Below are 23,911 nucleotides of genomic sequence, written 5' to 3' on the forward strand. Positions count from 1 at the left end.
GCCGGATGCCCGACGCAGCAACTCGGACTTGTGGGCGGCGTAGGCCCTTAGTTCCTTCTTGAGCGGACTACTCACAGCTTCCTTCATACACCGGGATTGTACCTCAGCACCCTGCAAGCGCAAGCCTCGGGCGCAGGTCACCTCGCCCGACCTTCGACCACCGCAACCTCGTCATCGGGCGATTCACGCTTCGCGTCAGGAATCGGCAGTTGCGTCGCCGGGAACACGCGGTTCATTTAAGTGAACCGCGTGGGGTGGCAGTGGGGAATAGGGATGAGGGGCTGGGGATTAGGGACCAGGGTTTGAGGACTAAGGAATGAGGGTAGAGGAATGAGGGATGAGGATTGAGGACGAAGGACGAGGGACTGGGAGACTAGCGACTCGCGCCGGCGGCGCGCCCAATCTCGAATCGGAAATGGGTTGCCCGCTCGGCCGAGTCCGGTCAGTTAGCTGCTTGAGTCGGGCAGTTCGACGGTCGTCGTTCGGCCTTCGGTGTTTCTATGCGTCAGGCATCGCCTACGCTGCCCAGCGCGGGGCGATGAGTTCGGCCTGCTCCATCACGGTCTTGGTCGCCTGCTCCTGCTTGTCCGGCGGGTAGCCGTGGTTGCGGAGCACCCGCTTCACGAGCACCCGGAGCTTTGCCCTGACGCTTTCTTTCATCGTCCAGTCTATCGAAACATTGTTCCGAATCTTGTCCGCTACCTCGCGCGCTATCGTCCGTAGCGCCTCGTCTCCGAGGACTGCCACCGCGCTGTCGTTCGTCTCCAGCGCATCGTAGAACGCGAGTTCCTCAGGCGACAGCTTGAGCTCCTCTCCCCGCTGAGCTGACTTCCTCATCTCTTCGGCCAGCTTGATGAGCCGTTCGATGACCTGCAGTGTCTCGATGGTCCGGTTGTGGTACTCGGTAATGGCCCGCTCCAGCATCTCGGCGAACGACCGCGACTGCACAAGGAACGTCCGCGACCGCGTCTTTATCTCGTCGTTCAGGAGCTTGCGCAGCAACTCCACCGCGAGGTTCTTCTGCTTCATCCCGCGCACCTCGGCCAGGAACTCGTCGGACAGAATCGAGATGTCCGGTTTCTTCAGCCCCGCCTCGGCGAAGATGTCTATCGGCTTGTCCGCCGATATCGCCCGCGAGACTATCTGCTTGATGGCGAGGTCCAGTTCCTCTTCGGTCAGCCTGCGGCCCGGCGACTTGCGGCCAAGCGCGGCCCGCACGGCCTGGAAGAACCCGACGTCGTCCCGGATCTCCTTCGTCTTCTCGTGCGGCACCGACAGGGCGAACGCCACCGACAGTTCCTTCACCACCTGCGCGTAGCGCTCCTGCCCGTCCTCCTGCGCGAGGATGTGCTCCTGCGCCTTGGGCAGCAGGGCAACCCGCTGCGCCGGCTTGCCGGTCCAATCCGACCAGTCGAACCCATGGAACATCGCGCAGCAGACCTCGTACTTCTCGAGCATCTTGGCGACCGCTTCTTCCTGGCTGAATGTCGGCTTGCCCTTGCCGCCGCTCTCGGTGTACGCGGCCAGTGCCTTCTTCAACGAGTCCGCGATGCCGATGTAGTCGACCACCAACCCGCCCGGCTTGTCGCGGAACACACGGTTCACCCGCGCAATCGCCTGCATCAGCCCGTGCCCGCGCATCGGCTTGTCCAGGTACATCGTGTGTAGGCACGGCGCGTCGAACCCGGTCAGCCACATATCGCGCACGATGACAATCTGGAATGGGTCTTTCGGGTCCTTGAACCTGTCCGCGAGCTTCCGCCGCTTCTCCTTGTTGCGGATATGCGGCTGCCACTCTGCCGGGTCAGTCGCGGAACCGGTCATCACGACCTTCACGCGGCCTGCCTGCCGCGCCCCGCCGATAGCCGGCGCAGGTGGGTCTGACCTCCGAGCCCGGCCAGATTCAATCAAGCGCCGGATGCGCTTGCGCCCGAACCCCGTCTTCCACTCCTTCTCGACGCGGACGGCCTCTTCGCGCGATGCCACTATCTCGTAGTGAGCGATCCAGCGAGGTGGATGCCTCTTTGTCCATTCGGCAGCGGTCCCGGCTTTGTGCTCGCCCCAGCGGCGCATCAAGTCGTCGGTCTGCCCGATATAGATGCTGTCGTCCTCGCACATCAGGGCGTACACGCAGTACGTGCCGGTCGGCGGCGCAGGCAGGCCCGTTTCCTCGTCCCCGCCCCAGCCCGGCCTGAGCTTCACAATCTCGTCGTGCAGGTCAACGCATATCCGGCGGCTCATGCACACGACCATCGCCTTGCCGTCCATCACATCCAGCCGCTGCTCCCAGTGCTCGACCAGGTCCTCTGCGACCTCGGCAATCCGCTTCTTCGCGCCGACGACCTTTTCCAGCCGCGCCCAGCGGGACTTCAGCTTCTCCTTGTGCTCGACTTCCTCTTCCTCGGTCGCCTCCTCGAACTCGGCGTCCACCTTCGGCTTCTCGGTCTCGGGCAGGTCAATCTTCGCCAGCCGGCTCTCGTAGTAGATCGGCACGGTCGCCTTGTCTTCGACCGCGCGCTGGATGTCGTAGACGCTGATGTCGTTCCCGAACACCGCCCGCGTGTCCCGGTCAGCGGAAGAGATGGGCGTGGCCGTGAACCCGATGAACGACGCGCCCGGCAACGTGTCGCGCATGCTCCGCGCCAGCCCGTCAATGAAGTCGTACTGGCTCCGGTGCGCCTCGTCCGCAATGACAACTATGTTGCGCCGATTAGTCAGCGCAATACCCTCACTCTTGCTCCCTCTCCCATTGGGAGAGGGATGGGGTGAGGGTGCCGACTCCGTCGGCATGAACTTCTGAATCGTGGTGAACACCACTCCGCCTGATGCGACCTGTAGCAGCTTGCGCAGATGGTCCCGGCTCTCGGCCTGTACCGGTTCCTGCCGCAGCAGTTCCCTGCAACCGCAAAACGTGCCGAAGAGCTGGTCGTCGAGGTCGTTACGGTCGGTGATGACCACGAGCGTCGGGTTCTCCATTGCCGGATGCTCGACAATCCGGCCTGCGAAGAACGCCATGGTCAAGCTCTTGCCCGAGCCTTGCGTGTGCCAGACCACTCCGGCCCGGCGGTCGCCCTTGGGCTGTGAAGCCCGAACAGTCGCATCAACCGCGGCCTGCACCGCATGGAACTGGTGATACCCGGCCATCTTCTTCGTGAGCCTGCCCGACCCATCGTCGTCGAACACGATGAACCAGCGCACGAGGTCGAGGAACCGGCGCCGGTCGAACGCCCCGCGCAGCAGCACTTCCAGTTGCGGCCGCGAAGTCGGCTCGACCTCCTGGCCCTCAATCGTTCGCCACGGCAGGAACCATTCCTTGCCCGCGGTCAACGTGCCCATCCGCGCCTCAAGCCCGTCGGAAATCACCAAGGCATCGTTGTAGGTGTAGAGCGAAGGAATCTCGACCTTGTAGGTCTGGTACTGCCGGTACGCGGACCAGATGTCCGCAGCCTCGTCTGCCGGGTTCTTGAGTTCGATGCCGGCCAAAGGCAGGCCATTCACGAACAGCACGATGTCTGGCCTGCGATTGTGCCCGTTCTCGGTAACGGTGAACTGGTTCACCGCTACCCAGTCATTGTTGTCGAGGTCGTCGAAGTCAACCAACCGAACCGGATGCCCGCGCAGGTTGCCGTCCGAGGCCCTGTACTCGCTCGTGATGCCGTCCACCAGCCAGCGATGGAACTGCTGGTTATTGACGACCACCAGCGGCGCGTCCGGCCGCAGCACCCGCCGCTCCGCATCAGCCAGTGTGTCCTCGGGCAGGCCCGGATTCAGCCGCTGCACAGCGGCCCGGAACCGCTCCAACAGCACCGTGTCGCCATAGTCCTTCCGCTCAGCAAACAACTCACCCGGCGCAATCTCAGGGCCGTGCTTCACCTCCCAGCCCAGCTCTGCCAGCCAGTCTAAGGCAGCATCTTCGACGACGGATTCGGAGAAACGTCCTATCGCCATCTACACGCCACCAGCGCTTCGGAAAGGACGAAGTTGTAAGGACAAATGACAAACCAACGCGGAAAGGAGAAAGTACGAAGAGGAGAGTCCGAAGTCCGACTTCGTCATTTCCACTTTCCTCTTTGCTTTGTCCTTTGCACTTTCCACTTTCCTTTTGCCTTGCTACCCAATTCATTACCCAATTCGCACGACACTACCCAATTCCTTCGATGGCGCCTCTGCGGCCTCATCACGCCTCAGTGTCTCCGGCCACATCAAGGGCAAGAGCCAGCGGAACCGCCCAGATGCGCGGTGTCATCTGCGCGAATTCATCGCCCGTGTGGATGAGAAGTCCGTGCCCAGCAGCACCCCGGTACTCATCAAGAAAGGCGGCTAGCCCTTCCGTGTCTGCCAGGTGCGGGCGTCTCGACGTCTTGACCTCGACCGGCGTCAGTCTGCCCTCGTGCTCGATGATGAAGTCCACTTCCTTGCCCGCGGTTGTTCGCCAGTACAGAACTTCCGGGGCAGGGGTCAGCGTCTCACGCCAGGCCAGCAGGTCGCCAAGAACAACGTTCTCCAGGATGAAACCCGCCATGTCGCTAGCGGCAATCTGCCCGGCTGCGTGCAGACCGGCCAGGAAACAGGCCAGACCCGTATCGCTCAGGAAGAGCCGCGGCGCTTTGATCAGGCGCTTCGTGCGGTTCACGGCGTAGGCGGGCAACCGCTGAAGTAGATACGAGGCCTCAAGCAGGTCGAGGTAGCGGTGAGCGGTGGGCTGCGCAAGTCCGGCGTCGCGCGCCATGTCGCTCTGGTTCATCAGGCGTCCCGTGCGCAACGCGGTGATGCGCAGCAGGCGGCGGAAGTCGGCCAGGCGCTCGATGGTCGAGAGCATCTGCAGGTCCCTCTCCAGATACGTCTTCACGTACCCGTCCAACCACTCGACGCGGGTTTCACGGTCCCGGGCCAGCGCGGCAGGCGGCAGCCCGCCGGCCAACGCCGCGTCACGCCAGTCCATACTCCGTACTCGTCTTCCGCGGAGACGCTCGGGCGACTCCACAAGAACATCCCAAGGGCCGCACGCGCCGCAGCCGGCCCGTTCGGAACAGGTCATGGGCATAAGCGTCTTGTACACCGCGCGCCCGGCCAGCGACTCCGAGACTCGGCCGAGCAGGGCCAGATTCGATGAACCGGTCAGCAGGAACTGCCCGGCCACACGCTTGCGGTCAACCCGCCGCTTGATTGCCAGCAGCAACCCCGGACTGCGCTGCACTTCATCAATGGTCAGTGGAACTTTGGCGTCGAGGAGGGTGTCCGGCTCACGTTCGGCCCGGTCGGCCATCTCCACATCGTCCAGGCTCACGTAGGCGCGGCCCTGGCCGAGAATGTCGCGCGCAAGCGTGGTCTTACCGGTCTGGCGCGCCCCGGTCAGCACTACCACGGGCGCGCGCGACAACGCACGCCTCAGGGCCGGGGCCAGACAGCGCCCAAGCACCTCGTGACGATTATTCATGTCATGAATGATAACTATACCGTGTCCCGATGCAAGCCCCAGCCGCCGCCGGCACCCTCAGGCGGCGACCAGGTCTCAGCCCCTGGCCCGGTGCCCCAGACTCCAAGGTCAAGCTGAGATGGCCCGCTTGACCATCAACCCCGTGGGGCTACCTCCGTTCATGCTCTACCTGCTTCGCACTTCGCCGGAAAGAAGACCCCAGACCTGCCTATAGTCTTCCCCGGACATCGTAGCACCCGTGGGGGCGAATCGGCCCCATTCATCGTCACCTAGGGTCCGCAGGAAGTCACGGGCCACACCAACGGTCTGAGTGCCTGCAGTGGTACCGGTCTTGCGTTCGAACTCAGCCCCCAACGGCTCCGCGATGCTCCTTGGAACGCTATTCATACGCATGAGCACCGCCGCCTCGGTCTTGACGCCGTGATAGACCATGGCGGGGAGACTGTTGATGCTGCGCCTCGCTTCTGGTGATAGTCCGTCGAAGTCAACGCCGCTCATCTTGCATAGGGCAGAGAGTCCCCAAGGACCGTTATTAGTGAGGACCTTATAGATTGCTTTGCAGGTACTCGTTAACGCATCGGTGTCCGTCTTGCCCCGGAAGAACTCGGACGCGATTTCCTGAATCGAACGTCCGTCGACCCAGGCGCGCGTGATGTTCGCTATGAGTTGGTGGGACAACCCTTCGGAGCCGATCTCTGACAAGGCACCCTTGATTTCCGGAATCTGCATCATGATACCGACTAGATTTGGCAGCTGAGATGTAGCCGCGCTGCTAAAGAGGCTCATCGGTTCCCAGTCTGTCGGAGTCAATTCGCGTTGTAGTGTCCTCAACCCCCTCAAAGCCGCGACCACACCTTCTGGCGCGAATCCTGTAGCATCAGCCAAGGATGCAGGACCTGGGTTGGCAGCCAGCGTCCGCGCATAGTCGCTGGTGGCATTCAGTAGAGCTTGCGCCTTCTGCCCAGCGCCGACGTCCGAGCGTGCCTGCAGGACGCCGAAGCCGTAGGTGTTCCGTAGGAGTTGTTCCGTTTCTGCTAACACTGCGTCGAGATTCTGCTTCTCATTCCAGAGGTGGGCGACGTAGCATCGAAAATCGGACCATTGGTCTTGCTGAATGACGTTGGAAAGCTGATTGAGCTTGCCTTGGCGTTCCACTTCGTCGAGTAGCCCGATCAGTCGAGAGATCAAAGCTCCAGTGGTCTGGCTGACGAACTGCTTGTTTCCGTTCGGGTCGTTGCCTGCGGCCAGCCCTACGATGCCGACGCTCTCTTGATTCACCCGGCCTGCCCTGCCCGCGAGGTTCCAGAAGGTTCTTGGGTTCATCTCTTTCCCGTAGGGGTACTTTCTGGTCGCCAGGAAAATGGAAGAGACGGGGAAGTTGATGCCGTGGATGAGGGTCGTCGTTGTACAGAGCACACGCAGAGCCCCGATTTCCGCGAGCCACTCCATGAGCGCGCGGGTTTCGTCCGACAGACCCGTATGGTGAACCCCGACGCCACAGCCGAGCATTTCGACGAGCTCGAACTGCGGACTGATCTCTGTTTTCAGGAATCGCTGCACCAGGGTGATTTCCGGCGGCACGTCCTTGAACGGCTCGATGCTGTCCTTCACGGTCCGCGCGACGGACCAAACGTGGTCTATCTTCTGTGCAACCGCAATGCTGGTCCCGCGTTCGGAGAAGACTTTCGCCATGGCTCCTGCCTGGACCGACACACCCTTTGCTTTGGAGAATGGAATGCTCAACGGCTTGATGGTACCGACTTGGTGCCAGCCACGAAGATGAATGGTTTTGGGCGTGGTAATCAGGGTTTCGTACTGGAGTTTCCATCCGCCGCGAACAGAGTCGTCCTCTATGGCGTTGAAGAGCCCGACGGCTCGTTCATTCGGTTGCCACGGGGAGGTCCCGATGCTTATCGTCTTGCCCGCATCGGCTCCTAGCCATCTCGCCAAGTCCCCGGCGTTCGGAACATAGGGCATCAGCAGGAGGAAATTCGCCCGGTCACAGTCACGTTTGATGGTCGCCAGCAGGAGCTCAATCCGCAGACCCCGCTCCTCATCCTCGATGTTGTGTGCCTCGTCCAAGACGACAAGCGCCAATGGACGCGCGACTTTCTTGTTCCGAATCACCAGTTGCAGCTTCTCCGGCGTGGAAACCAGGACGTGAAAAGGAACGGTGTCCGTCTGCGAGAGCATCGCGTCCTCGAAGGTGTCTATCTCGATGGCCCCAGTTAGTTGCTCGACTCGGATGTCTAGTGGGCTGAAGTCCTCCCGGAAGCGTCGGGTCAACTGGGCCACGAGGGCGCGCGTCGGCGCGACGTAGGCAACCCATCCTTTCTCCACGTCGAATTGATTCAACGCCTGAAGCATGCGGAACTGCGCCAGCGTGGTCTTCCCTCCGGAGGTCGGAAAGTCCACGACCACCGCACGGCTCGCTTGGTCCAGCAACCCCTGTTCCTGCACCGCCGCGCGCTGCGGAGGCAGTAGTTCAAACATCGAGCGCGTCTTGGTCATGCTCTTCACGAAACTAGCAACACGGGAGTTGACGGCCTGAGCCACCTTCCAGAGCGAACCGGCGACCATCCTGCGGGAAGTGGCGTGCAGCCATCGAAGGATAACCTCGAGCGGAGCGTCTTGCGCGGCAGTGGCCGCTCTCCGGCCGGCCTCGAAGTGTTTGTCCAACTCGGCGTCAATCCCCACTGGTTGCCCCTGCAAGGTGTAGACCGCGAGGAGTTCCGTCGCCTTCGCCCAGTGGTACAACGCGATGAGGTGAAGGGCCGTGGCCTGCGCCTCAACATCGTCCCGGTTGGCCAGAACGCCTGTCTCGTACTGCACCTGGTCCTTGCGAAGACCAGCAACAACCTCCCCGACACCGTCGATGTCATCCCAGCCCTGTTTGCGCAGCAGTCGCACCCAGCAGTCGAACAGCCGATAGAGGACTCGACGGTCCCAGCTCACGTCCGCGACCGACGGTGGTTTGACCTCGCGGTCATGGTCCTTGAGCCAACGACGGAGGTCGGTCCACTGGTCACCGCAATATGCCAGCGCGGCCAGGTGCAAGACGTGGTATATCCGATCTTCAGGACCAGGCGGTATCGGCAAGGTTCGTCTCAAAGCGTATGCCCTGTAAGTCCCGGCCTGCGCCTGCAATCGCAGTTGAACACGTGCCACATCGTCCGAAGGATGAAGGAGCGCGTCCAGCCCCTCTATGGCCGCGATCTCATAGGCCATGGCTGCGCGCTCGACCAATCCACTGTCCGCAATGGTCTCATCTAGGTCAATGGTCATCTGGTGTCCAACGGCGGAGCGCATCACGCGAACCTTGGCCACGTCGTCGGCTCGCGCCAGTCTCTCGCCGCCGATGGCTTCGACCGCCCAATGATGGTCAACGCGGTTCAGGGCGTCTTCGGTCATGACCGTTTCAGTTCTTGCCATGTTCGCCCCCACGCGCCTGCAGGGCGCGTTGTGCAAGCGTACTGACGGACCTGCGCGGTAGGTACATCGCGCGCAACTCTACGCTCGTCTCCGCCGGGCAGCCGAGGGCCAACGTCTGCGCGCGGCTTGCCAAGTCTTCGCGCTTCGGCTCAACGTCTCTTACGAGGACCCCGAACAGGGAGAAATCGGCCGGGTTGGCGAGATAACGAGTCACGGCGCTTTGGTATCGAGGGAACCAGTCCTTTCCGTTCGCATGGTGTCCAAGGTACTTCACCAGAGGGTCCTTCACGTCCGTAGAATCGCGCAAGGCCTCCAATTGTCTTTTCAGGCCGTGGCGTCCGTCCATCACACTCGGCGGCCACGCTTCCTGCCCGGAGGTCTTTACCTCCCCAAACGCGAAGCGATGGGCATTTGCAGTTGCATCGGTCTTCTGGAAGCCCACGAGGTCTGTCCCCGAAGGGCTGGCGGCGGGGTTCTTGAGGTCCCGGCCAGATGGCCAAGGGAATTCGCAAGCTCGATGCTCGACCAAGAACGCTTCGGCCAAGCCTTCGCCGACGCGCCAGTTCTCCGGGGCTGCGCGACTACCAAGGACGCGTTTGACGCTCCCATCTGAGAAGCCTGTGGTCACGGCGCTCGTAAGGATAGCTTGAAGCTGGGCCGTCCCGGCGTCATCCCAAAGAATACGCGAGACGAATCCGCTCAGGGCCGCTTTCAGATCTGGCTCACTGAAGCTAGCCCCACGGGCAATGACCGGCGGTGAGTCGGCGTTGTACACCTCAGTACCGGCTGGAGTGGTAGCTTGCACTTGTCTAGCTACTGCGGCCACCGAGCATGGGCAATTCTACGTAAATGCTGATGGAACTGCAACCTTCTCCTCTCCGCTCATCAGCTTTGGCAGGAACGCGGACGTTTCGGCTTCGGCCCACACCCGCCGCCGCCGTCGTGCCCCGTCGCCATTCTCAGTTGTTCTCCCTCACCGAATCTTCACTTCCCCGCTCATCAGCTTTGGCAGGAGCGCGTCGCGGATGGCGGCGAGGGTCCGTGATTCAATGCGATTGTATGCAGCCTTCTGGTACAGCGGCGCGCAGATACGCTGGAACCCGTCCAGAATCGGCGCGGGCGGCAGCGGTATCGGCAGAGCTGCGATGACTTCGGCATGCACTGACGGATACGCGCCGCCGTCTGCCTGCGTCCCAAGATGCTCAAAGACGTCCGGTCGCGTCAGTGCGGCGTGGACGAAACTCCAAGGCGCCGCCGTTGGCGAGAAGACGGCGAAACCGGTAGAGGCAATCAGGCTCGTCGGCGGGTTCAAGCACAGGAAGTACGACTTCCGTTCCGGCCTCACAGTCGAGAGTACCGTGTCACCGTGCCGCAGTCGACGACGGGCTCTACTTGGCTCCGTGCCTCGGGAGAACACCTGCACGTTCACTACGTCGCCTCGCGTGACCTCGGATATCTCGATGTACTCTATCCGGTCCAAATCGTCGGTATCGCGTAGCGTCCACGCATTGAACTTGGCCACGTCCGCAACCGTTCCCGCTTTCCATCCCTTCGGAATCCCGCCCAGCGGCGAGTCGGTCATGCCCTTGTCGCGGAAGGGCTCGAAGTCCACGAACCATGACTTGAAGATCGCCCGTGCCATCTGCGCCAGCGTCTCGTTCATCTTCCGATTCAGCTCAATCTTGTCATCCAGCGCGCCGAGGATGCGGGCGATTGTACGTTGTCTGGCCACATCGGGAGCAGCGACGCGGAGCGCAGCGATATCCGGCCCCGTAATCGTCGTCACCGAAGTGCCGCGTGCGATTGACAGAAGTTGCTCCTGGCCCGCCGGGGAGCGGAAGTGGTAGAACCAGTATCGCGGTGCGGTACTCTCGCTGTCTAGACGCACGCGGATGAGGTTCGACGCGAACGTTGTCCTCCGGGACAACTCGCCCACAATGGCGCAATGTCCAACGCCCGCTGCGACAAGCGACGTGCGACAGAACAGCAGGTCATCCTTCACAACCTCCAACCTATCTAGTTCCTGCGGGGTAAGGTCAAGCAGATCCCGCTGTGCATCACAGACAACGTCGGTGTGGTATACCTCGCCCATCTTCACCACCGGCACGCCGTGGCCCTGAAACGGCGGCCCCTTGTGTATCCCGTTCCGCGTAGGGATGTCCATCAGGTCACCGAACGACGTCTCCCGCCACTCGCTCGGCATGGTCAGTCCTTGAGGAAAGAGTGAAGAGAGAAGAGTGAAGAGTGAGGATGGCTCACGGTTTGCGGCTGCGGCGTCTGCCGGCAGGTTTGTCGCGGGCGATGAAGTCGGAGCTGGAGCCGGTTCGGTCGTCGTCCGGGCCGAAACCGATGCGGCGCTTCTTCGGTTCCGGTGCGGGCGGCTGCATGAGTTTGCGGATAGCGTCGAAGACGACCTTGAACTGGACGTCGTACTTATTCTCCAGTTCGTCCATACGGCGGGCGAGGCCGGCGTTCTCGGCTAGGACTCGGCGCAGGCGGACGAATGTCCGCATTATCTCAACGTTGACCTGCACGGCTCGCGTGCTGCGCAGCACGCTCGACAGCATCGCCACTCCCTGCTCGGTGAAGGCGAGGGGCGGGTAACGCTCTCCACCCCAACTTGAGGTCACAAATTGTGACCTCAAGATGCGGTACTCGTCCGGCGTCAACTGGAACATGAAGTCTTCCGGGAACCGCTCTATGTTGCGCTTCACAGCCTGAACAAGCACTTTGGCCGGTACGCCATAGAGGGCGGCCAAGTCCGTACTGAGCATCACGCGATGGCCCCGTATCACCAATATGGCCTGTTCTATTCGTCGGGCCGGCATTAGCGGGCCACTTGATGTGCCAATTTGGCACTTCAAGTTGGTAGGACTATGCTCCATGTCCCAGTCCTTTCAGGTTCTTCCGAATCTCTCTCCAGCCCCGCCGACTCGGCGTTTGTGGCAAGCGCCGCTTGCACAATTGGCAATCGCCTGGACGTCATGGTCCCCGGCGAGAGTGAAACAGGCTGTTTCACTATTGCCCCGTTAGGATACTCGGCGGCGACGCGCACCTTGATGTTGTCACGCAGGGCAGTACAGCCGTATGGCAATTGTGCAACGGACCGTTGCACAATTGGTCGCTTAGAGGCCATGCCCCAGTCCTTTCAGGTTCGTCCGAATCTCTTTCTCCAGCTTCGCCGATTCGGCGAACTGCGACTCAAGCTCGGTGGTCAAGCGCTTCATCTTGGCCGCAAAGGGCTCGGCGTCCTCGGGCTGCGGTTCAGCGCCAACGTAGCGGCCGGGCGTCAGAATCCAGCCGTGCGAGCGTATCTCATCCAGTGTGGCAGACCGACAGAACCCTGGTATGTCTACGTATGCGGTGCTGGCTGGATTGCCCTCACCCGACCTTCGGTCACCCTCTCCCAATGGGAGAGGGTTGGGGTGAGGGTGAGCAGGATTGCACCTCCATGCGTGGTACGTGTCAGCAATCCTGCGTATGTCTTCTGGCATCAGTTCAAGATGCGTGCGGTCCACCATCGTGCCGAGCTTTCTGGCATCAATGAACAGGGTCTCGCCCTTGCGGTCGCGCAAAGCAGGGACAGTCCCGTCTCCGCTCGTTCCTCGCTTCGCTTGGTACAGTCCCTGTTTTGCGCGGGTGACGAACCAGAGACAAACGGGTATCTGCGTGGAGTAGAAGAGCTGGCCGGGCAGGGCAACCATGCAGTCAACGAGGTCTGCCTCGATGATGTTCTTGCGGATTTCGCCTTCCCCGGACTGGTTGGAGGACATCGATCCGTTGGCGAGCACGAATCCGGCCGAGCCGGTCGGCGCGAGGTGGTGGATGAAGTGCTGGACCCAGGCAAAGTTGGCATTGCCTTCGGGTGGCACGCCGTATTTCCAGCGCTTGTCGTCCTTGAGCCTATCCCCGCCCCAGTCCGAGTCGTTGAACGGTGGGTTGGCCATCACGAAGTCGGCTCGCAGGTCCTTGTGTGCGTCGTTGTGGAACGAGCCCTCGTTGTTCCAGGCGATGTTGCCCTCGATGCCGCGGATGGCGAGGTTCATCACGCAGAGCCGGTAGGTGGTCTGGTTCCGCTCCTGGCCGAAGATGGATACGTCGCCGACCTTGCCGCCGTGCTCCTGCACGAACTCTTCGCTCTGCACGAACATCCCGCCGGTGCCGTTGCACGGGTCGAAGACGCGGCCCTTGAACGGTTCGAGCATCGCAACCAGCAGGCGTACCACGCAGCGAGGAGTCCAAAACTGGCCGCCTTTCCTGCCTTCGGCGAGGGCAAATTCCCTCAGGAAGTACTCATAGGCCCGGCCGAGCAGGTCCTTGGACCGGCTCTCCTTGTCGCCCAAGGCGACCCCGGCGAACAGGTCAATCAACCCGCCAAGCGTGGTCTTGTCTATCTGCTCACGGGCGTAGTTCTTGGGCAGCACGCCTTTGAGCTTGGGGTTGTCGCGCTCCAGCGCGGTCATCGCGTTGTCGATGAGCAGGCCGATCTTCGGGTCTTTGGCGCGGCTCTGAAGGTAGGACCAGCGGGCCTCGGGCGGCACGAAGTAAATCTGCGCCATGGTGTAGGAGTCGCGGTCCTCCAGCGCTTCCTTGCGCTGGGCCGCGTCCTTGGCATACCATTCGCTCTTGGGGTTGGCGGTCTCGCGTTCCAGTTCGGAGTGGCGCTCGACGAACACGTCGGAAATGTACTTGAGGAATATCAGGCCAAGCGCGACGTGCTTGTACTCGGCCGCGTCCATCACGCCGCGGAGCTTGTCCGCAGCCTGCCACAGTTGGGCTTCAAAGCCCACGTTCGCGCCGTTGCCGTTCTTCTGCTGAATGTTCTTTGTTCTAGCCATTACGCCTCTCCTCAGGTGTCCCCAAAGGGGAGCCGTATGATAGTTTCGCGACTGACAAAGTCAAGCTGTCTGCAACGACGCAATGACGGGCATGGGCCCGTCCCGGTTGTAGATTGACGATTGGAGATTGGCCACGGCTGATAGCGGGCACCATGGTCATTTTAGATTTTGGATTGATGATTGAAGATTGGGCACGGCGGCGAACGGGCATAATGGCGATTTTGGATTCTAGATTGACGATTGTGGATTGGCCAAGGCTGCAAACGGGCATTCTGGCGACTTTGGATTCTAGATTGACGATTGGAGATTGGGCGGGCTTGTATATGTATTTGGCTACAAGACGCCGGGGTGGATTTCGTGCCTATCCGCTTGAAACGCTAGGCGTTAGGCCGGTGGCCCGCAAATCGACACCCCCACCCAGGGGATTACCCCGCAGATAGTAGACAGAATTCAGTAGACAGTAGACAGGGGGGTTATCTCCACCGCAATTCCCGGATGAACCTCCACCGGAATTCGCCGGGTTGGTCTACCGGTTGCCCTCCAACTTGCTCTCAGGGTTAGTCTACGGGTTGCTCCACCGGTTCCTCTCCGGGTTGGTCGGAGCGTTCCGGCCCGAGTAAGTCCGCGGGTTCCTGTCCGGGTTGCTCCCGAGGTAGCTCTGACCGTTGTCCTCCAGATTGCCCGGAGAATTGCTTCCCGGGTTGCTCCTCACGTTGCGGCACGAATTGCAGGCCACTCGACGGCCGCCAGACGGCGGGCCGCATTTCGCAGCAGTCCGTCCCGCGTCGTGTAGTTGGACTTACCCCGCCCGAAGCCGGTTTCTTTGCCCGCCGCCGCGGATAAGCGCCGAGTTGGGATTCCGCGCGTGGTTGCGGCCGCACGGCTGCCGGCTGTCAGCCGTCAGCCGTAAGCTGGCTAGTACTCCGCGTTGTCGATCTGCGCCTTCTGGAGCGCGCCGGAGTAGTCGAAGTACACCGTCTTCGGTTCGGAGAAGATGTCGTACGCGGTCCAGCCGCCTTCGCGGTGGCCGTTGCCCGTGTCCTTCACTCCGCCGAACGGGAAGTGGCACTCGGCCCCGATGGTCGGAGCATTCACGTAGGTGATGCCCGCCTCGATGATTTCTACGGCCTTCATCGCCAGGTTGACGTTCCGGGTGTAGATTGAGGACGACAGGCCGTAAGGCGTATCGTTCAGGACCTCCACCGCCTCGTCGAAGTCCCTGACCTTGATGCAGGAGAGCACGGGCCCGAAGATCTCTTCGCGGGCGATGCGCATGTCCGGAGTCACGTCGGCGAACACGGTCGGCTGGTAGAAGAAGCCCTTGTCATAGGCCCCGCCCTTGAACGGTTCGCCGCCGCAGAACAGCTTCGCGCCTTCCTTCTTACCGATTTCGACGTAGCCATGGACGGTCTCACGCTGGCCCTCGCTCACGCACGGCCCGACCTCGTTCTTCTCGTCAAGCCCGTTCCCGACCTTCAGTTTGGTGGCGCGGTCCACGACCATCTGGACCAGCTTGTCGTAGACCCCGGCCTGGACGATGAGCCGCGAGGTCGCGGTGCAGCGTTGTCCCGTCGTACCGAAGGCGCCCCAGAGCACGCCTTCAAGGGCGAGGTCGAGGTCCGCGTCGTCGAGCACTATCTCCGCGTTCTTGCCGCCCAGTTCGAGCGAGCAGCGCTTCAGGCTCCTGCCGCAGACTTCGGCAATTCTCCGCCCGACCTCGGACGAACCGGTGAACGACACGCCGCAAATGTCCGGGTGCTGGAGCAGCGCCTCGCCCACGGCCGAACCGCCGCCGTAGACGATGTTCACAACGCCCGCCGGCACTCCGGCCTCGGCGAGCGCCGACACGAACTCGTGCACCGATGCCGGCGTGTAGGTAGCGGGCTTGATGACCGCGGTGTTGCCGCAGGTCAGCGCCGGGAAGAGCTTCCACGAGGGAATCGCCATCGGGAAGTTCCACGGGCAGATCATGCCCCAGACGCCCATCGGCTGCCGGGTGACATAGCCCATCTTGTTCGCCAGTTCGCTCGGCACGACCTTGCCCCAGAGCCTGCGGCTCTCACCTGCGGCGTAGAGGCCGGTGTCGATGGCCTCCTGCACGTCCCCGCGCGTCTCTTTGAGCACCTTGCCCATCTCGCGGGTCATGATTTTCGCGCACTCTTCCTTGCGGGCAATCAGCTTCTCGGTCGCCCGGCGCATGATCTCGCCGCGCGCCGGTGCGGGCGTCGCCTTCCACTTCGGGTACGCAGCCCTGGCCGCGGCCACTGCCTCAGCCACGTCCGCGGCATCCGACAGCGGGAAGTTGCCAATCAGGTCGTCGCGATCCGCCGGATTGCGATTCTCGTACGTCTTGCCTGACTTCGCAGGCACGAACTTGCCGTTGATGAAATTCTTGTACTCAGCCATTTCGTCTCCTGTTTGAGCGTTTATGCTATCGCCAAATCGGCCGAGGTCAACGTGGCCGGTCAGACCGGCGACGGCCCTGGGCCTGCCGCGTACGAGACTGGCCCCTTGGTTGCCGATCACGGACCATGAAGTCTGAAGCCACGGGCACGACGCGCCGGGTGTGACGCCCCGCAGTACTCAAATAGGCATCGGCGGGCGAAGTTCGGGCTCGCCGGCGCGGTTGCAGATTCAGGGTGACCCGCGCATCGAGTGCAAGCGCTATCTTGGCCATGGTCTCGATGGAGAGGTTGTACTCGGTGTTGAGTATGCGGGTAACGTAGCCGCGGTTCGTACCCAGCTTCTCCGCCAGCTCTGTCCGCTTGACTCCCCGCGCTTCGAGCAGTCTCACAAGGCCATCGGCAAAGGCCAACTTCATCTCTTCTGCAAGGAGACGCGGGTCGTCTTCCGCCTGCCGCGACCATTCGCGGTATCGCTCAAGGCTCGTGCTCATCAGTACTCCTCAAGTAGCCGCCGCCTCAGTGTCTTGACCTTGGCAACGTGCGTCAGTAGTTCACGCGAACCTGGTTTCACGTGTCCGTGCGTGCATACCCAGTTCCTGCCATCCTGGAAGCAGAACAGCCTGACCGGAGGGTTTCGCAGCTTAAGCTCGTACACACCCGCGTCCAGCCGCATTAACTTCTGCTGGTTCGGCACGAACCCGTTGTCGGCCAGCGCACGGATGAGCGCCTCCAGCTTCAGGCGTACATCCTCCGGCAGATCCATCAGAAAGTCCGAAATCTCACACTCGTCATCCACGGTGATGGCAAAGACCGTGCTCCGCTGACCGGAGCGCAGCACGGCACGACTCAGCACGATGCTACCTTATAAGGTAACGAAGTCAAGCTTGGGACGGGCTTTGAATGCGGGGGCCGTCAGGCCGCGGCCGGAAGACGAAGGCGGAAGGGCACGAAGCGTCAATGGCCAAGTTCCCATGACCTGTCCGATCTGAGCCCAGTTCGGACTTCGGATTTCAATCGTCATTCGAGCTTCGTCGTTCGGACTTGGAGCACAAGTGGTCATTGGTGCCAGGGAATTGCACCTTCCACTTCCCCGTGACCTAGTCCTCAAAGAGAGATACCGTCTTGAACTGGCTCACGTCTACCAGGCCGCGGTCGGTGAGCTTCAGCTCGGGAATCACCGGCAGGGCAAGGAACGAAAGCGCCATGAACGGATTGGCCAGGCGCGAACCCCACACTTGCGCCTTGGCCAGCAGCTTCGAGAGACTCTCCGCCACCTCTTCGGCGGGCCGATCCGACATCAGGCCGGCAATCGGCAACGGCAGGCTGGCAGCGACCTTGCCGCCGGCAACGGCAACCATCCCGCCACCCAGTCGTTTCAGCTCCTTTGCCGCCTTGAGCATGTCATTGTCGTTCGTGCCGACGATGATGATGTTGTGCGAGTCGTGCGCGACGGTTGTGCCGAGAGCGCCCTTCTTCAGTCCGAAGCCGGTCACGAGGCCGAGGCCGATGCGGCCGCTCGCCCTGTGCCGCTCGACCACCGCCAGCTTCAGGATATCCCGCTCCGTGTCGGCCACGACCAACCCCTTCTCCACGGTCGGCGCAAGGATGTGCTTCTCCGTTATTATCTGGTCGGGCACAAGTCGGATGATACGGGCAAGCTCGCCTTGCACCGCGATGGCGAAGCTCTTCGCGGTCAGGTTGCCGATGTTGACGGTGCCGGTCACGTTCCTGTCCTTGAACTCGGGCAGTTTGACCAGCAGCTTCCGGTCCTGAACGACCGGCTTGCCGTTCTTAAGCACCATCCTCACGTTGAAGCGAGGCAATTCTCCGACGACCACGAGGTCGGCGACATAGCCGGGCGCAACCGCTCCTTTGTCTTTGAGCCCGAAGTACTCCGCCGGGTTCAAGGTGACCATCTGAACCGCAGCCGCCGGACTCATGCCCTGGGACACGGCCTTGCGCAACGTGTCGTCAAGGTATCCATGGTGCAGCAGTTCCTCCGGATGCTTGTCATCGGTGACCAGGCAGCACCGGCGCAGGCAGAAGTCGTTGATGACCGGCAGGAGCCCGGTCATGTTCTTTGCGGCCGAGCCCTCCCGCACCATCACCCTCATGCCCGCGTCAAGCTTCTCCATTGCCTCGTGCGGCCCGATGCACTCGTGGTCGCTGCCGACCCCGGCCGCAATGTATGCCTGCAGGAGCTGACCGACCACGCCCGGGGCATGGCCGTCGATCGGCTTGCCGGCGTCCTTTGCCGCCGCCAGCTTTGCCAGCACTTCCTTGTCGCCAAACGCCACGCCCGGGTAGTTCATCATCTCGGCAAGACCGATGACGCGCGGCAGTTTGAGCAGGTCGGCCGTATCCCTGGCCGAAACGGTCGCGCCGGAGGTCTCCATGCTTGTTGACGGTACGCAGGAAGGGGCCATCAGCAGCACCTCCAGCGGCATGCCTTCGCTCGCCTGCAACATGTACTTCACGCCGGGGACGCCCAGCACGTTGGCAATCTCATGCGGGTCGGCAACTACCGTTGTGGTCCCGTGAATCAGGGCGAGCCGGGCGAATTCACGCATCGACAGCAGCGAGCTCTCGATATGGATGTGGCCGTCGATGAAACCGGGGAGCACGTACTGGCCGGCGAGGTCGTAGCATTCAAGCGCCTTGGTGTATTCCGGTCCGACGCCGGCGATTCTGCCGTCCTTCACGGCGACATTGGCGTGCGCGATATGACCGGTGAAGACGTTCACGACCTGCGCGTTGGCAAGGACAAGGTCAGCCGGTTCGTCGCCCCGCGCCACGGCCAGCAGCGCCTCGATCTTGGGCTTTCTATGTTCAGCCTTCATGCTTCATCCTCTCGTCTTCGGCCACTCTGTTCTTGATTCACGTGCAATCCCCAGGCCCCAATTGCCAATTCCCAGCCAAGCCCCAATGTCCGAATGCCCAATGCTGCACGGCATGTGGGGCCTGGTCATTTACTCGTTGATTGGTCATTGGCACTTGGTCATTGGTCATTAGGTCTCGACATAGCCGACATACGGCAGGTTGCGGAACCGTTCGGCAAAATCCAGCCCGTAGCCGACCACGAACTTGTCCGGTACTTGGAAACCTACGTAATCGACCTTGATGTCCGCGCGGCGCCGGTCAGGCTTGTCCAGCAGGGCGGCGATCCTGAGGCTGTGCGGCTTCCGAATCTTCAGCGTATCGATGATGTGCCCGAGAGTCAGGCCTGAATCCAGTATGTCGTCCACGACCAGGAGGTCGCGGCCCTCCACCGGAGCCTTCAGGTCGAGAACGACCCTGACCACGCCCGAGCTGTCGCTTCCCGACCCGTAGCTTGACGCCATCATGAAATCCACGGTGACGGGAATGGTCATGAGTCGGACGAGGTCGGCCATGAATATCCAGGACCCCTTGAGCACACCAACGACCAGCAGCTCGCGGCCGGCATAGTCGGCCGAAATCTGGCCGGCCAGCTCGCGCACGCGGTCCGCTATTTGTTCCTGGGTAAAAAGGACTGCCGGGCCGGAGGCGATTGGTTCCGTGCGGCCGGAGCCTGGGTTCACCATCCGGACACCGACACAACAAGGGAACCGGCATCCGGACCTTGTATCTTTGTGCCTTGGTGTTTCATTCCGATGCGGGTCTCGGCAGTCTGCCTTGGAGTAAATCGGGGCGACTGGATTTGAACCAGCGGCCTCTTGGTCCCGAACCAAGCGCGCTAACCAGCTGCGCTACGCCCCGGAAGATTGGGGTTGGGTATCGGGGGTCGGGGATTGGGTTCAAACCCTTGCCCCTGACCCCTGATCCCTTCCTGTGGGAAATCATAGGCCAAAACCCCATGCAGTCAACACATGCCCGCCCTAGCCCCTGGTCCCTCGTCTCTCGCTATCGTGGACAAAGGGTACGAACGTAACGCCCATCAGGTGCCGCTGGACAAGCTTCTTGCCGTGCTTCACCACCAGCGTAAGCGACTGTGTTCCCGTCGGTCCGACCGGCACAACCATCTTACCGCCGTTTCCCAACTGCTCGGCCAGCTCGTAGGGCAGAGTATCGGCCGCGGCGGTCACAATTACCCGGTCATACGGGGCGAATTCGGGCCAACCGAGGTGTCCGTCGCCGATGCGAAACCGGACGTTGCGTATGCCCAAGCGGAGCAGCGCGAGCCTGGCTCGAACCGAGAGACTCTCGATGACCTCCACGGTATAGACCATCTTGGCGAGGCTCGCGAGGATCGCGGTCTGGTACCCGGAGCCGGTCCCGATCTCAAGCACCCTGTTCTCCGGCCCCACCTCGAGCGCCTCGGTCATCGCCGCGACGATGTAGGGCTGGGATATCGTTTGCCCGTCGCCGATGGGAAGCGGATGGTCTTCGTACGCGTTGTGCCACTGCCCTTCCGGCACAAAGAGATGCCGCGGTACCGCGGCCATCGCTGACAGCACCCGCGGGTCTCGGATACCACGAGCGGCAATCTGATCCTCGACCATGCGCCTCCGCGCCTGCACGTAATTATCCATCGCCCCAGTATAGAAGCTGCGCGGAGCCGGTCAACGAACTACCCAGGTTCGAAACCCGAAGATCGAATGACGAAGCTCGAATTCCAGGTTGGACCATTCTCCGCATTTCGGGCTTCAATCGGACTTCGCGCGAAAACGGGGACTGTACCGCGCGTCATCGCGCTCCGAGGGACTGTCCCCGCTTTCGCGCCATCCTGTCCCGTGCAGCGCGACGGCCAAGTGGATCATTGTCCACGTGTCATTGTCCACGTGGACATCGCTGGGACTCGCGGTACACTGCACGACATGAACGACAGCATCAACTGGGCGCGTGAATTCCCCGCCGCGATAACTATCTGTGACCGCGACGGGGTCATCGTCGAGATGAATGACAAGGCGAAGAACACCTTTTCCGGCGACCACGTCGGCAAGAACGTGCTCGACTGTCACCCGGAGCCCGCCCGCACCAAACTGGCTGAGCTTCTTGCCACAGGCAGGAACAACGTCTACACGATTGAGAAAAACGGGAAGAAGAAACTCATCTTTCAGTCACCCTGGTACAAGGACGGCCGGTTCGCCGGGCTCGCAGAAATCTCACTCGAACTTCCCGCGACCATCCCCCATTTCGTTCGCGGCTAGGTAGCGCCGTCCAGCATTGCATCCGGCCCCGCCGCCATGTCGCTCGCGGCCAGATAGATGCCGGCGCAGATGACGGCACCGCCCAGAACCTCGTACCAGGTCGGTGCCTGCCGCAGAATCAGCCAGGCGAGGAACGTCGTGCCGACCGGTTCTCCGAGCACCGCCATCGCCACGGTCGGAGCGGGCACGTATCGGAGCGCCCAATTGAAGCTCGTGTGACCGAGTAGTTGGGGGCCAAGTCCGAGCAGCCCGATGAACATGTAGGCCTGCCAGCGGTAGCCGGTGAACGAATGGCGGCTCAAGAGCATCGCCGCCAGGAGCAGCACGGCCGCAGCGCCATAGACCACGTATATGTAGGACAGGAGAGAAAGCCGCGGGCGTACCCGCCGCCCGGCCATCAAGTAGCCTGCCGCACAGGCGGCGCCACCCAGAGCAAGCAGGTTCCCGCTGGTTGCGCCGCCCGACTTGAGCTGCGGTCCGGCTATGACCACCGCGCCGATTATCCCGAGCACGACGGCCAGAGCGATGCGCCACGACACCTTCTCGCGCAGGACGAGCGGAGAGAGCGCGGCCGCGAATATCGGGTTCATGGCAACCAGCACTACCGAGCTTGCTACCGAGGTGCGATTGAGCGACTCAACCCAGAGCGCAAAATGAGCGGCGAGCAGCGCGGCGGAGACCAGCATCGGCCATATCGACACCGCCCTCAGCTCGGCCCGGCGCTCCGCGAACCTTGCCCAGAAAAACGGAGTGAGGACGACCGTCGCTACGGCCATGCGTCCGGCAGCGATGACGATACTCGGCGCGGGCGCAACCCTGATGAGTATCGAAGCGAACGACAGCACCACGACGCCGGCGCCAAGACCGGCAATCACCCGCGGCCGCGACGCACCTGAACTCCGCACGTCCGACTTCGACGCTCGGGCTTCGGCGCTTGGACTTGACGGCATCGCCTAACTCTGACGGCAAAAGTGCGGCTGTCAAGCAAGACCGCTTGAAGAAGCGCTGAACCGCTGCCTCGGCCTGCAAGCCATCAGCCGTCGAATCCGACCGCTCCTAACTGCCAACAGCTCTCTGCTATCTCGGGCGCGCGCCCGCCCGCTTGACATTCGTCCGCCCTGTCCTAAGATAAAGTCTATGCTAGCACAAGGTCGCCCGGCCTTGACGGAAGCCAGAAAGTGTCCCTCTTTTTCCCGAAATCCCCGCATTGACGGAGATTTGATTGTACGTCATGTCCGCGGTATTATCAGGAATCAACCGAAGAGTCTGGAATGGAGGATACAACATGCAAGTGTGGAGAAGCTACGGATCTGCCCACTCGGCAGACATCAACATCGTGGGCAGTTTCGCCACTGTCGCAGACGCCGAACGTGCACACGAACTGCTGGCTGATTTCCTGCGAACAGCATTCGCGGCGACGAACGGAAAGTCCCCGGATGACACGGATCTTCAACCTGTCCTGTCCAACTTCTACGAGAGATGGAAAGAGAAAGACCCGTTCATCGTATACCACGGCCCGTCCCTTGAGGAATTCGAGGGCATCGGATGGGGTGACGACGGCGCGGCCATGCCGGAGAAGGAGGGCACGCAGGTGTCCTTGCGGCACATCCGGACAATGGACATTGGTGGTATAGTCAAGTTGATGCTAGTTCGGGAGGCAAAGGACGTAGCCATCACTGGTCGACGCGGTCCGTGAAACTGAGAGAGGAATCAGGTTGGCTTCACGCATACGACCGGGTTTCTGGCCTACACGTCCGCACCCCGACTGCAGAGCAGTCGACTCCTAGGTCTGCCCTCGGCCCAGCCGTACTCAGTCTGGCTGTAACATATGCATGCGATCTCGCGTGCCCGTTTTGCTACGCCCCCAAGGACTCGCATGAGGTAGACGTCGAGGACGCCGTCGGGTGGTGTCGAGATCTCGATGCCCTTGGCACGCTGGAAGTCGCGCTCGGTGGAGGGGAACCTTTTCTCTACCAGGGGCTTCACGAGCTGTGCGCAAGGATTTGGAACGAGACAGCGATGGGTGTGTCTATCACTACAAATGGCCAGCACATCGACCTGGCGTCGGTTGATTCACTTCGCAACGTGCTATCGATCTTGCGTGTGTCCATCGACGCGCCGGAGCCTGTCTACTCGACAATCAGACAGCGATCTTTGGAGCCGTTGCTTCGGAAGCTGCGGCAGCTATCAGGACTGCCCATTGGCATAAACACTGTTGTGAACTCCCTCACACTACCACATCTGGACGAGACGTTTGCACTCGTCAGGTCGCTTGGCGCGGTCAGTTGGCTTCTTCTACCGGAAGTACGCGCCGGGAAGTACGCATTGAGCCGCGCCGAATGGAAGCAGATGGACCTGTGGCTCCTTGCCCACTGGCAGGCCTATCCCATGGAGATCCCCGCCGCTGCGGCGGAGCATCTCACCTGCCCAGTGCTGCTGCTAGACAAGAATCCCAGAGACTACGCCCATATAGGTGCGGACGCCGTCCTACGTAGAAACTCCCATTCGGGTTTGGGCGTGGAACTGTCTAACCGGACCCTCAAAGAAGCCCTCGGCCTTCTCTGGGAGCGGCAGTCTCCGTAGGCATTTGTGCGGACTCACGTGGCACTGGAGTATGAAGCCACGCTGCACGCCTGCTGTACCTAACTACTTTCCCTCTCCGTCCCCTTG

General features: G+C 61.7%; 18 protein-coding genes and 1 tRNA gene. 3 read left to right on the plus strand and 16 right to left on the minus strand.

Features of this window, described 5'->3' with window-relative positions; genetic code table 11:
• Positions 1-516 precede the first annotated feature (516 nt).
• The 15 genes from VMH22_02560 to VMH22_02630 all read right to left on the minus strand — a co-directional run bounded on the left by VMH22_02560 (position 517) and on the right by VMH22_02630 (position 20,623).
• A complete protein-coding gene (locus VMH22_02560) occupies positions 517-3,948 on the minus strand; it encodes an HsdR family type I site-specific deoxyribonuclease (protein ID HTW90568.1) in 3,432 nt (1,143 codons plus the stop codon).
• 229 nt (positions 3,949-4,177) lie between these two features.
• Positions 4,178-5,437, minus strand: a complete 1,260-nt coding sequence (locus tag VMH22_02565) for an ATP-binding protein (GenBank protein HTW90569.1) — start codon at positions 5,435-5,437, stop codon at positions 4,178-4,180.
• A gap of 165 nt (positions 5,438-5,602) precedes the next feature.
• Positions 5,603-8,869 (minus strand): DEAD/DEAH box helicase, encoded by a 3,267-nt coding sequence (locus VMH22_02570; GenBank protein HTW90570.1) that lies wholly within the window; start codon positions 8,867-8,869, stop codon positions 5,603-5,605.
• The gene (locus VMH22_02575; GenBank protein HTW90571.1) at positions 8,856-9,674 is read right to left on the minus strand and encodes a hypothetical protein; all 819 of its coding nucleotides are present in this window, start codon (positions 9,672-9,674) and stop codon (positions 8,856-8,858) included. Before VMH22_02575 ends, VMH22_02570 begins: the two co-directional genes overlap by 14 nt.
• Before the next feature lie 168 nt (positions 9,675-9,842).
• Entirely contained in the window at positions 9,843-11,072 is a 1,230-nt protein-coding gene (locus VMH22_02580; protein HTW90572.1) for a restriction endonuclease subunit S, read from the minus strand.
• A gap of 52 nt (positions 11,073-11,124) precedes the next feature.
• Positions 11,125-11,697, minus strand: a complete 573-nt coding sequence (locus VMH22_02585; GenBank protein ID HTW90573.1) for an ORF6N domain-containing protein — start codon at positions 11,695-11,697, stop codon at positions 11,125-11,127.
• 297 nt (positions 11,698-11,994) lie between these two features.
• A complete protein-coding gene (locus VMH22_02590; protein ID HTW90574.1) occupies positions 11,995-13,707 on the minus strand; it encodes a class I SAM-dependent DNA methyltransferase in 1,713 nt (570 codons plus the stop codon).
• Positions 13,708-14,269: 562 nt separating this feature from the next.
• Positions 14,270-14,419 carry a hypothetical protein gene (locus VMH22_02595; protein ID HTW90575.1) on the minus strand — a complete coding sequence of 50 codons (150 nt, stop codon included), beginning with the start codon at positions 14,417-14,419 and terminating at the stop codon, positions 14,270-14,272.
• 203 nt (positions 14,420-14,622) lie between these two features.
• Positions 14,623-16,113: an aldehyde dehydrogenase family protein gene (locus VMH22_02600; protein HTW90576.1), complete on the minus strand. Its 1,491-nt coding sequence runs from the start codon at positions 16,111-16,113 to the stop codon at positions 14,623-14,625.
• A 46-nt stretch (positions 16,114-16,159) separates the two neighbouring features.
• Positions 16,160-16,603, minus strand: a complete 444-nt coding sequence (locus VMH22_02605; protein ID HTW90577.1) for a helix-turn-helix transcriptional regulator — start codon at positions 16,601-16,603, stop codon at positions 16,160-16,162.
• Complete coding sequence (locus VMH22_02610) at positions 16,603-16,965, minus strand: type II toxin-antitoxin system RelE/ParE family toxin (protein ID HTW90578.1); 363 nt, start codon at positions 16,963-16,965, stop codon at positions 16,603-16,605. Before VMH22_02610 ends, VMH22_02605 begins: the two co-directional genes overlap by 1 nt.
• Positions 16,966-17,209: 244 nt before the next feature.
• Positions 17,210-18,952: an adenine deaminase gene (gene ade, locus VMH22_02615; GenBank protein ID HTW90579.1), complete on the minus strand. Its 1,743-nt coding sequence runs from the start codon at positions 18,950-18,952 to the stop codon at positions 17,210-17,212.
• 168 nt (positions 18,953-19,120) lie between these two features.
• Positions 19,121-19,675: a hypoxanthine phosphoribosyltransferase gene (hpt, locus tag VMH22_02620; protein HTW90580.1), complete on the minus strand. Its 555-nt coding sequence runs from the start codon at positions 19,673-19,675 to the stop codon at positions 19,121-19,123.
• A gap of 101 nt (positions 19,676-19,776) precedes the next feature.
• Positions 19,777-19,850, minus strand: a tRNA-Pro gene (locus VMH22_02625).
• A gap of 119 nt (positions 19,851-19,969) precedes the next feature.
• On the minus strand, positions 19,970-20,623 hold the full coding sequence (locus VMH22_02630; GenBank protein HTW90581.1) for a protein-L-isoaspartate(D-aspartate) O-methyltransferase: 654 nt from the start codon (positions 20,621-20,623) through the stop codon (positions 19,970-19,972).
• Positions 20,624-20,908: 285 nt separating this feature from the next.
• Here VMH22_02630 and VMH22_02635 point away from each other — a divergent pair, with 285 nt between their 5' ends.
• Positions 20,909-21,241, plus strand: coding sequence for a diguanylate cyclase (locus VMH22_02635; protein ID HTW90582.1), 333 nt, complete (start codon positions 20,909-20,911; stop codon positions 21,239-21,241).
• Here the strand turns inward: VMH22_02635 and VMH22_02640 are convergent.
• Positions 21,238-22,191: a DMT family transporter gene (locus VMH22_02640; GenBank protein ID HTW90583.1), complete on the minus strand. Its 954-nt coding sequence runs from the start codon at positions 22,189-22,191 to the stop codon at positions 21,238-21,240. The two genes, VMH22_02635 and VMH22_02640, sit on opposite strands and share 4 nt — an antisense overlap.
• A gap of 335 nt (positions 22,192-22,526) precedes the next feature.
• Here VMH22_02640 and VMH22_02645 point away from each other — a divergent pair, with 335 nt between their 5' ends.
• Complete coding sequence (locus VMH22_02645; GenBank protein HTW90584.1) at positions 22,527-22,937, plus strand: DUF6375 family protein; 411 nt, start codon at positions 22,527-22,529, stop codon at positions 22,935-22,937.
• Positions 22,934-23,824 carry a radical SAM protein gene (locus VMH22_02650; GenBank protein ID HTW90585.1) on the plus strand — a complete coding sequence of 297 codons (891 nt, stop codon included), beginning with the start codon at positions 22,934-22,936 and terminating at the stop codon, positions 23,822-23,824. Before VMH22_02645 ends, VMH22_02650 begins: the two co-directional genes overlap by 4 nt.
• The last annotated feature ends 87 nt before the right edge of the window (positions 23,825-23,911 follow it).

Source organism: bacterium, assembly GCA_035505375.1.
In the GTDB taxonomy this organism is placed as follows: Bacteria; Hydrothermota; Tepidihabitantia; order Tepidihabitantales; family Tepidihabitantaceae; genus UBA2258.

Coding starts and splice junctions, on each gene's coding strand:
- VMH22_02565 (HTW90569.1), bottom strand. CDS start 5,437: ATGAATAATCGTCACGAGGTGCTTGGGCGCTGTCTGGCCCCGGCCCTG.
- VMH22_02605 (HTW90577.1), bottom strand. CDS start 16,603: ATGAGCACGAGCCTTGAGCGATACCGCGAATGGTCGCGGCAGGCGGAA.
- VMH22_02585 (HTW90573.1), bottom strand. CDS start 11,697: ATGCCGGCCCGACGAATAGAACAGGCCATATTGGTGATACGGGGCCAT.
- ade (HTW90579.1), bottom strand. CDS start 18,952: ATGAAGGCTGAACATAGAAAGCCCAAGATCGAGGCGCTGCTGGCCGTG.
- VMH22_02630 (HTW90581.1), bottom strand. CDS start 20,623: ATGGATAATTACGTGCAGGCGCGGAGGCGCATGGTCGAGGATCAGATT.
- VMH22_02600 (HTW90576.1), bottom strand. CDS start 16,113: ATGGCTGAGTACAAGAATTTCATCAACGGCAAGTTCGTGCCTGCGAAG.
- hpt (HTW90580.1), bottom strand. CDS start 19,675: ATGGTGAACCCAGGCTCCGGCCGCACGGAACCAATCGCCTCCGGCCCG.
- VMH22_02580 (HTW90572.1), bottom strand. CDS start 11,072: ATGCCGAGCGAGTGGCGGGAGACGTCGTTCGGTGACCTGATGGACATC.
- VMH22_02590 (HTW90574.1), bottom strand. CDS start 13,707: ATGGCTAGAACAAAGAACATTCAGCAGAAGAACGGCAACGGCGCGAAC.
- VMH22_02570 (HTW90570.1), bottom strand. CDS start 8,869: ATGGCAAGAACTGAAACGGTCATGACCGAAGACGCCCTGAACCGCGTT.
- VMH22_02560 (HTW90568.1), bottom strand. CDS start 3,948: ATGGCGATAGGACGTTTCTCCGAATCCGTCGTCGAAGATGCTGCCTTA.
- VMH22_02635 (HTW90582.1), top strand. CDS start 20,909: ATGAACGACAGCATCAACTGGGCGCGTGAATTCCCCGCCGCGATAACT.
- VMH22_02645 (HTW90584.1), top strand. CDS start 22,527: ATGCAAGTGTGGAGAAGCTACGGATCTGCCCACTCGGCAGACATCAAC.
- VMH22_02640 (HTW90583.1), bottom strand. CDS start 22,191: ATGCCGTCAAGTCCAAGCGCCGAAGCCCGAGCGTCGAAGTCGGACGTG.